Here is an 8,364-nt window from a genome sequence, read left to right as displayed (position 1 = left end):
CGTGCACCCGTGCACCCGTTCACTCGTTCGGCGGAGCGCGGGGGGGGGTTGCCGGCGCTCGCCCCCGGGGGGAAGTGCCGGGCGGGGGGGGCGGCCCTAGCGTGACGGGGGGGGCGGGCCCCCCCCCCCGCCCCCCCGCTCCCACAGCTCAGTGACCAGCCGCGCCGCCGGGCCGCCGCGCGCCGCCCGGTGGCCCGTCCCCGCCCACAGGTGCATCCCCTGCGCGTCACCGCGCCCGGCCGCCGCCGCGCGCAGCGGCTGGGTCAGGTAGTGCACGTCCGGGTAGGCGGCGGGCGCGTACGGCCCGAACCGGTCGGTGAAGTCGTTGCGCAGCGCCCGCGCCGGGCGGCCGGTGAACGCCCGGGTGACCGTCGTCGCGTCGAACTCCGTCAGCGCCGCCCGGTGCACGGCCGAGGTCCCGGCCTCGTCCGCGCGCAGCAGCGCCGTGCCCAGCTGCACCGCCACCGCCCCGGCCCGCAGCGCGCCCGCCACCGCCGGACCGTCCGACAGGCCGCCCGCCGCGATCAGCGGCAGCCCGGTCACCGCCCGGACGGCGGCCAGCAGTTCGAGCAGCGGCAGCTCCCCGGGACGGTCCGCCGCCCGGTGGGTGCCCCGGTGCCCGCCGGCCTCCGGCCCCTGCACGCACAGCGCGTCCATTCCGACCGCCTCGGCGCGGCGCGCCTCCTGGGGCGTGGTCACCGTGCCGATCTGGAAGCTGCCCGCCGCCCGCAGCGCCCGCGCCTCCTCGGCGGAGGGCAGCCCGAAGGTGTACGAGACCACCGGTACCGGGACGGGCCCGGCGAGCAGCCCGGCGATCTTGGCCTCCCAGTCGTCCCGGTCCGGCGCGACGGACTCCGGCAGGCTCACGCCGTGGCGCTCGGCCTCCGGCCGCAACCGCTCCCGGTAGGCGGCCACGGCCGCCGGGTCGCCCGGCTCCGCGGGCACGAACAGGTTCACCCCGAACGGCCGGTCCGTCAGCTCCCGGACCCGGCGGACCTGCTCGAAGGTGTCCTCGGCGCCGCGGTACCCGGCGGCGAGGAAGCCGAGCCCGCCCGCCCCGCTCACGGCGGCCGCCAGCTCCGGTGTCGACGGCCCGCCGGCCATCGGCGCGGCGATCACGGGCACGGGGAGTTCGTCGAGTCGCACGGCCATCCGGGGATCCTCCACTCACACGGCGCACCGGGGTTCTCGGGCTGCGCCGCCCACCCTACGCTCCGTGCCGGACCGCCCTCCGGAAACGGTCAGCCCCCGCGCCGGATCAGCCCCCGCGCCCGCGCCTCCCGCACCGCCGCCGTGCGCGACTCCACGCCCAGCTTGGTGTAGATGTGCACCAGGTGCGACTTCACCGTCGCCAGGCTCAGCTGCAGCCGCCGGCCGATCGCCTGGTTGGTGAGCCCGTCGGCGACCAGCCCCAGCACCTCCGTCTCCCGGGCGCTCAGCGCCGCCCCGGGCGTCCGCATCCGTTCCAGCAGCCGGTCCGCGACCGTCGGCGCCAGCGCGGTGCGCCCCGCCGCCGCCGACCGCACCGCGCGGGCCAGCTCCTCCGGCGGCGCGTCCTTCAACAGGTACCCGGTGGCCCCCGCCTCCAGCGCCGGCATGGTGTCCGCGTCGGTGTCGTAGGTGGTCACCACCAGCACCCGCGGCGCCCCCGCGCCCCGCGCGGTGATCGCCGCGGTGGCCTGCGCGCCGTTCATCGCCGAACCCGGCCCGAACTGCAGGTCCATCAGCACCACGTCCACCGCCAGCTCCGCCGCCAGTTCGACGGCGCGCTCGGCGGTCGCGGCCTCCGCGACGATCGCGAAGTCCGGCTCGCTCTCCAGCACGGCCCGCAGCCCGGCCCGGACCACCGGATGGTCGTCGGCGAGCAGCAGGCGGATCACGTCCCCGGTCACGAGGTCTCCTCACTCGAAGCGTCCGGCACCGGCAGCAGCACGGCGAGCGCCGTACCCTCCCCCGGCGCGGACTCCACCGCGAACGTCCCGCCGAGCGCCCGCGCCCTGGCCCGCATCGACGGCAGACCGAACCCGCCGTCCCCGTCGCTGCCCGCCTGCGGTCCCGCGACGGCCGCCGGATCGAAGCCGACCCCGTCGTCCACCACGTCCATGGCCACCTCCCCCGCCCGGAAGCCGAGCGTCACCTCGGCCTGCGTCGCCCGCGCGTGCCGCACCGTGTTGCCCAGCGCCGACTGCGCGATCCGCAGCAGCGCCACCTCGTGCGGCACCGGCAGCCGGACCCGCTCACCGCAGACGTGCAGTCGCACCGGCAGCCCGCTGCGCGCCGAGGTCGTCGCGCACAGCCGCTCCAGCGCGACCGGCAGGGTGTCGCTCTCCAGCGCCGGCGGGGTCAGCGCGCGCACGAAGCGGCGGGCCTCGTCGAGGTTGTCCTGCGCCGCCTGCCGGGCCTGCTCGACGTACTCGGAAGCGGCGTCGGTGCGCTCCGGCAGGGCCCGCTGCGCGGCCCGCAGCAGCAGCTGGATGCTGGTGAGGCTCTGCGCGAGGGTGTCGTGGATCTCCCGGGCCAGCCGCTCGCGCTCCGCGAGGACGCCGGCCGCGTGGTGGGCGGCGGCGAGGTCGGCGCGGGCGGCGGTGAGCTCGTCGATCAGACGGCGCCGCTCCTCGCTCTCCCGGTACAGCGCCTGGTAGCCGAGGACGGTGGCGGTGGCGACGGCGGCGCCGAGCAGCGGCCCGATCGCGGCCGCGACGCTGACGGTGTGCTGGTGCGCGGAGTACGCGGCGATCGAGGCGACCGCGGTGAGCCCCACCGCCACCAGCCCGGCGCGCCGGCCGAGCAGGTGCAGTTCCAGGAAGTACAGCGGGAAGGCCAGCCAGACGCCGTCCTGCGTGGTGATCAGCACGCCCGCCCAGGTGACAGCGAGCAGCGCGAGCCAGAGCCCGGCCGCCCGGCGGGAGCGGCCGACGGCGCCGATCAGCGGTCCGGCCGTGTACACCGCGGCCATCGCGGTGGCCGCGGCCGTGACCGAGGCCGGATCGCCGACCCGGCCCGCCAGGGCCCGGACGACGGCGAGCGCCAGCAGGCCCGCCACGAGCAGGTGCAGGCAGACCTGGAGGACGCGGGCGACGGGAGTGGTTCGGGGTCGTTCGGTCGCCATCCGTCCAGCGTAGGGTGCGCGCCGCCGTCCGGCATCAATCGAAAGGTTGAACTCCGGTTCTGCCCTTCGATGCCGAGGATCCAATCCCCGGTGCGATGCCCGAGCACCCCGCTTCGGGGGAGTCTCGTCACTGTCGCAGTGGATCGAGCGGAAGGACTTGCGGTGTTCGTCGCCTGGAGGGATCTGAGGTTCGCCAAGGGGCGGTTCGCCCTGATGGGAACCGTCATCGTGCTGATCACGGTGCTGGTCGGACTGCTGTCCGGCCTGACGGCCGGGCTGGGCCGGCAGAACATCTCGGCGATCACCGGCCTGTCCGCCGACCACCTGGCCTTCGGCCGGCCCGCGGACGGCCAGAAGCTGTCGTTCACCGACTCCCAGGTCACCCCCGAGCAGTGGCAGGGCTGGGCCCGGACCCCGGGCGTCACCGACGCGCAGCCGCTCGGCATCGCCACCACCAAGGCGGCGGCCGGTCCGCGCACCGCCGCACTCTCCGTCTTCGGCGTGCCCGAGGGCTCCACGCTGGCCCCGCAGGGCGCCTCGCTCACCCCGGGCCGGGCGGTGCTGTCGAAGACCGCCGCCGAGGACCTCGGTGGGCTGCACCCGGGCGACGCGTTCAGCGTCGGCGGCCAGCCGCTGACGGTCGCGGCCGTCTCCGGGGACGCCTCCTACAGCCACACCCCGGTCGTCTGGACCACCCTCCCCGACTGGCAGCGGGCCGCCCCCGGCGGCGCCGGCCACGCCACCGTGGTCGCGCTCACCACCGGGAAGGGCGCCGACCTGGGCGCCGCCGACGCCACCCTCGGCACCGAGACCCGCACCCGGGACGACGCGCTCGCCGCGATCGGCTCCTACACCTCCGAGAACGGCTCGCTGCAGCTGATGCGGGGCTTCCTGTTCGCCATCTCCGCCCTGGTGATCGGCGCCTTCTTCACCGTCTGGACGATCCAGCGCAGCGGTGACATCGCCGTCCTCAAGGCGCTCGGCGCCTCCACCCGCTACCTGCTGCGCGACGCACTGGGGCAGGCCGTCGTCCTGCTGCTGCTCGGCACCGTGCTCGGCACGGCGCTCGCCGCCGGCCTCGGCGCACTGATCGGCTCCGCCGTCCCGTTCGTCCTGGACGCCCCGACCGTCCTGCTGCCCGCCGTCGTCATGATCGCGCTCGGCGCGGTCGGCGCGGCCCTGTCCGTCCGCCGCATCACCTCCGTCGACCCGCTGACCGCCCTGGGGAGTGCCCGATGAGTCTCGTTCTCGACCACGTCACCCTGACCTACCCGGACGGCGACGGCCGGCTGACCGCCCTCGACGACGTCTCCCTGACCGTCCCCAAGGGCACCCTCACCGCCGTGGTGGGCCCGTCCGGCTCGGGCAAGTCCAGCCTGCTGGCGGTGGCCGCCACCCTGATCGCCCCGGACTCCGGCCAGGTGGTGGTGGACGGCACCGACACCACCGGCCTGGACCGCACCGCGCTGACGGCGCTGCGCCGCCACCGGATCGGCATCGTCTTCCAGCAGCCCAACCTGCTGCCCTCGCTGACCGCCGTCGAACAGCTCCAGGTGATGGCCCACCTGGACGGCCGCGCCCCGCGATCCGCCCTCCCCCGGGCCCTGGAGCTGCTGGACGCGGTCGGCCTGCGCGACCAGGCGGGCCGCCGCCCGCACCAGCTGTCCGGCGGTCAGCGCCAGCGGGTGAACATCGCCCGCGCCCTGATGAACGACCCCACCGTCCTCCTGGTCGACGAGCCCACCAGCGCCCTCGACCACGAGCGCGGCGCCGCCGTCCTGGACCTGATCACCACCCTCACCCACCAGCGCGCCACCGCCACCGTCCTGGTCACCCACGACCGCACCCACCTGACGGCGGTCGACCAGGTCGCCGAGGTCCACGACGGCCGCCTGACGCTCCCAGCGGTGGTGTGACCTACTTCTTGGCGGCCAGCACGTCGTCCACCGACAGTTCCACCGACGCGCCGATGGACTCCGGCAGCGTGAACGACTGGCCGGGACGGTGGACGGCGTGCACCCGGTACTCACCGTCCTGCGGATCGGTGAGCACCATGACCCGCTGGTTCGTCCGATCGACGATGAGGTACACCGGTACACCCGCAGAGGCGTACGCCGCCGGCTTCCGCTTCAAGTCATCACTGAGGTTGGAGGAGGTCACCTCCACCACCAGGCGGAAGATGGCCGGATCGTAGCTGTTGTACTCGATCAGCTTGTCGTCACTGTTCGCATCGACGATCGCCAGATCCGGGATGGCGAAGTCGGAAGGCCCGTCGGGCAGCCAGATGCCAATGCCTTGGAACACCTCGGTTTCGCCGTCATCCAGCCCTGCGGCGAGAAAGACACGGTCAAGCCTCTTCACCGACCGGCCGTGCTTCATGTTCGGCGACGGCGTCACGGTGATCTGGCTCCCGATGATCTCGACCCGGTAGCCGACGAACTGCTCGGAGATCAGCTCGGCGACTTCGAGCAGCGTGGGCTGCTCGAACGGCTCTTCCACTGCGGCGGCGGACACGGAATCCTCCTTGCTGCCGGTGTCGGGAACATCCTCGTAGGACCCAGGGCCAATTCCCTGCCCAGATCCGCCACTTTCGCCCGAACGGGTGGTTTCGCCCCTACCGGGCCCGGAGCCGCAGGCCGGTGCGGGACTCCTCCTCCGCCACCCGCTGGTCCTCGGCCCACAGCGAGCGGACGTGGCTGAGGTGGCGGGTCATGCAGGACTCGGCGGCCGGGGCGTCACCGGCGATCATCAGGTCGAGCAGTTCCAGGTGCTCCTCCGCCGAGGACACCAGCTCGCCGCGCTCGGCGAGGCGGTTGAGGCCGTAGAGGCGCGAGCGCTTGCGCAGGTCGCCGACCACCTCGACCAGGCGGGTGTTGCCGGCCAGCCCGAGCAGGTCGAGGTGGAACTGGCGGTCCGCCTCCAGGTAGCCGATGAGGTCCTGCTTGCCCGCGGCGGCGACGATCGCCTCGGCCTGCGGGCGCAGCGCCTCCAGCTGGTCGGCGTTGGCGGTGCGGGCGACCCGGCCGACGGTCGGGACCTCGATCAGGGCGCGGATCTCGGTGAAGTCGTCGAGGTCGCGCTCGGTGAGCTCGGTGACCCGGAAGCCCTTGTTGCGGACGGCCTCGACCAGTCCCTCGCGGGCGAGGTCGAGCATGGCCTCGCGGACCGGGGTGGCGGAGACGCCGAAGTCGGCGGCGAGGGCGGGCGCGGAGTAGACGACGCCGGGGCGCAGCTCGCCGGAGATGAGGGCGGCCCGCAGGGCGTGGGCGACCTGGTCGCGCAGCCGCTCCTGGACGGAGATCAGGGTGCGGGGTTTGAGGTCGGCCATGGTGTTCCTCCGGTGAGTGCAGAACACCAGCGTACAATGTCACGTTACGTTGAGTGTGCAACATCCCGTGATTCGGACGACCTGTCAGCGCCCCGACGCACGACCGAACCCCATGGTGACAGGGCCGCCGCCCGGTGACAACGGTCGGCGGCCCACTATTTGATACGCCTCCCTCACTCCCGGAGCAGCCCGATCAGGCTGGTCGTGCTGGACGCCCCGTGCCCGGCCTCGACGCCCCGCCGGAAGGTGTCGGCGATCAGCCGCGGCAGCGAGCCGTCCACCCCGGACGCCTCCACGGTGTGCCGGACGTGCTCGACGCTGGCGAGCGCCATGGTGAGGCGGTCGACGTCGCCCCCGTGGTTCCCGGCGGCGATCCGGGGCGCGTAGAAGGCGAGGAAGCCCGGCATCGAGGCGGCCGTCGAGGTGGCGTAGGGCAGGAACACGTCCGCCGGGATGCCGTTGGCCTCGGCGACGGCGGTGGCGTGCAGATAGCCCGCCAGCGAGGTCCAGAAGAGGTCCATCTGGATCTGGTAGTACAGCTGGGCGAGCCCGGGGTCGTCGCCCCGGTAGTCGGCGCCGGTCAGCACCTCCAGGGCGGCGCGGTGCCGCCCGAACAGCTCGACCGGGCCGCTGTAGAAGGTCGACGACTCCGGCCGGCCGATCCCGGACGGCGGCACCTGCACGCCGCCGGTGAGGTGGCCGGCGCCCCGCTCGGCCAGCCACCGGGCGGCCTCGCGGGCCCGCTCCGGTGTGTCGGAGCTGAGGTTGACGACGGTCCTCCCGGCCAGCTCCGGTTCGGCGGCGGCCAGTACGGCGAAGACCGCGTCGTAGTCGGTGAGGCTGAGCACGACCAGCTCGTTGGCCGCGACCGCCTCGGCCGCGCTCGGCGCGAGCACGGCGCCGCGGGCCACCAGGTCGGCGGCCCGCCCGGCGGTGCGGTTCCAGAGCGTGACGGCGTACCCGGCGTCGAGGTAGGCGCCGGCCATGGCCAGGCCCATCGGGCCGAGGCCGATCAGGGTGACGGACGACGTGCCGTGCTGCTGCTGCGGTGTGACGGACATGGGGATCCCCTCCGGAGTTCGACTAGAACGAACGCTCTATCCAGGGCGTGACGCTAGCACAGCACTAGAACGAACGCTCTATTCAGTCCACCGGCTAGACTCACCCCCGTGAAGACGACGACCACCGGCACCCGTGAGCGGATCGTCCGGACCACCTCCCGGCTGCTCCAGCGCCAGGGGTTCGAGGGCACCGGCATCAAGCAGATCGCCCGCGAGGCGGAGGCCACCCTCGGCTCCGTCTACCACTTCTTCCCGGGCGGCAAGCAGGAACTGGCCGCCGAGGCGATCCGCCACGGCGACCAGGAGTTCTCCGACATGCTCCGCGAGGGCCTGGGCAGCACCGACGACCCGGCCGAGGCGGTCACCGCCTGCACCCGCATGCTCGCCGAGGCCCTGCACGCCTCCGACTGGCAGGACGGCTGCCCGATCACCACCACCGCCCTGGAGACCGTCGGCCGGGCCCCGGTCATCGAACAGGCCGTCACCGAGGCCTTCGCCCACTGGCGCGCGATCGTCGAGGAGAAGCTGCACGGCTCGGGCATCGCCCTCACCGACGCCCGGGAACTCGCGGCCACCGTCATCAACACCCTGGAGGGCGCGGAACTCGCCGCCCAGGTCGCCCGCAGCGAGGAGCCGCTCCACCTGACCGGCCGCCACCTGGCCCGCCTGATCAACACCTACCGCTAGCCACCCGGAACGCCGCAACCCCGGAACGCAAAGAAGCGGCCGACGTGGCGGGGGATCCCGTCCCACCACGTCGGCCGCACATCCGGCCGGTCACTTCGACGACCGCCCCCGTCCAGGGCAATGGGTCCGGGGGCGGGTGCCGACGCTGCGCCGAGGCGTCGTCACCGTGCGTCGGGCCC

The 8,364-nt window shown here is 74.2% G+C and carries 9 protein-coding genes; 3 read left to right on the top strand and 6 right to left on the bottom strand.

All coding sequences use genetic code 11. The features are described from left to right. Positions 1-96: 96 nt before the first annotated feature. From ABZW10_RS31130 to ABZW10_RS31120, 3 genes are all read right to left on the bottom strand, one after another. Positions 97-1,152 (bottom strand): nitronate monooxygenase, encoded by a 1,056-nt coding sequence (locus ABZW10_RS31130; RefSeq protein ID WP_355372529.1) that lies wholly within the window; start codon positions 1,150-1,152, stop codon positions 97-99. Positions 1,153-1,241: 89 nt separating this feature from the next. Then, complete coding sequence (locus ABZW10_RS31125; RefSeq protein WP_355372527.1) at positions 1,242-1,892, bottom strand: response regulator transcription factor; 651 nt, start codon at positions 1,890-1,892, stop codon at positions 1,242-1,244. Next, positions 1,889-3,109 (bottom strand): sensor histidine kinase, encoded by a 1,221-nt coding sequence (locus ABZW10_RS31120; protein ID WP_355372525.1) that lies wholly within the window; start codon positions 3,107-3,109, stop codon positions 1,889-1,891. Before ABZW10_RS31120 ends, ABZW10_RS31125 begins: the two co-directional genes overlap by 4 nt. Before the next feature lie 162 nt (positions 3,110-3,271). Between ABZW10_RS31120 and ABZW10_RS31115 the strand changes: the two genes are divergently transcribed. Beyond that, positions 3,272-4,348 carry an ABC transporter permease gene (locus tag ABZW10_RS31115; RefSeq protein ID WP_355372523.1) on the top strand — a complete coding sequence of 359 codons (1,077 nt, stop codon included), beginning with the start codon at positions 3,272-3,274 and terminating at the stop codon, positions 4,346-4,348. Then, complete coding sequence (locus ABZW10_RS31110) at positions 4,345-5,025, top strand: ABC transporter ATP-binding protein (protein WP_355372520.1); 681 nt, start codon at positions 4,345-4,347, stop codon at positions 5,023-5,025. The genes ABZW10_RS31115 and ABZW10_RS31110 overlap by 4 nt, the downstream gene beginning before the upstream one ends. Position 5,026: 1 nt before the next feature. Here ABZW10_RS31110 and ABZW10_RS31105 read toward each other — a convergent pair whose 3' ends face one another. The 3 genes from ABZW10_RS31105 to ABZW10_RS31095 form a co-directional block, all read right to left on the bottom strand. After that, on the bottom strand, positions 5,027-5,623 hold the full coding sequence (locus ABZW10_RS31105; RefSeq protein ID WP_355372517.1) for a Uma2 family endonuclease: 597 nt from the start codon (positions 5,621-5,623) through the stop codon (positions 5,027-5,029). Between the two features lie 100 nt (positions 5,624-5,723). After that, a complete protein-coding gene (locus tag ABZW10_RS31100) occupies positions 5,724-6,437 on the bottom strand; it encodes a GntR family transcriptional regulator (RefSeq protein ID WP_355372514.1) in 714 nt (237 codons plus the stop codon). A gap of 173 nt (positions 6,438-6,610) precedes the next feature. Further along, the gene (locus tag ABZW10_RS31095; RefSeq protein WP_355372511.1) at positions 6,611-7,498 is read right to left on the bottom strand and encodes an NAD(P)-binding domain-containing protein; all 888 of its coding nucleotides are present in this window, start codon (positions 7,496-7,498) and stop codon (positions 6,611-6,613) included. A gap of 108 nt (positions 7,499-7,606) precedes the next feature. Between ABZW10_RS31095 and ABZW10_RS31090 the strand changes: the two genes are divergently transcribed. Further along, complete coding sequence (locus tag ABZW10_RS31090) at positions 7,607-8,185, top strand: TetR/AcrR family transcriptional regulator (RefSeq protein WP_355372507.1); 579 nt, start codon at positions 7,607-7,609, stop codon at positions 8,183-8,185. The last annotated feature ends 179 nt before the right edge of the window (positions 8,186-8,364 follow it).

This window comes from Kitasatospora sp. NPDC004723 (genome assembly GCF_040609255.1).
Taxonomy (GTDB): Bacteria; Actinomycetota; Actinomycetes; order Streptomycetales; family Streptomycetaceae; genus Kitasatospora.
Note: the sequence above shows the minus strand (reverse complement) of the source record. Positions and strands in the feature narration are given on the sequence as shown.

Excerpts from the sequence above, each read along its gene's own strand:
- ABZW10_RS31120 (WP_355372525.1), bottom strand. The coding sequence starts at position 3,109 with ATGGCGACCGAACGACCCCGAACCACTCCCGTCGCCCGCGTCCTCCAG.
- ABZW10_RS31095 (WP_355372511.1), bottom strand. The coding sequence starts at position 7,498 with ATGTCCGTCACACCGCAGCAGCAGCACGGCACGTCGTCCGTCACCCTG.
- ABZW10_RS31100 (WP_355372514.1), bottom strand. The coding sequence starts at position 6,437 with ATGGCCGACCTCAAACCCCGCACCCTGATCTCCGTCCAGGAGCGGCTG.
- ABZW10_RS31110 (WP_355372520.1), top strand. The coding sequence starts at position 4,345 with ATGAGTCTCGTTCTCGACCACGTCACCCTGACCTACCCGGACGGCGAC.
- ABZW10_RS31130 (WP_355372529.1), bottom strand. The coding sequence starts at position 1,152 with ATGGCCGTGCGACTCGACGAACTCCCCGTGCCCGTGATCGCCGCGCCG.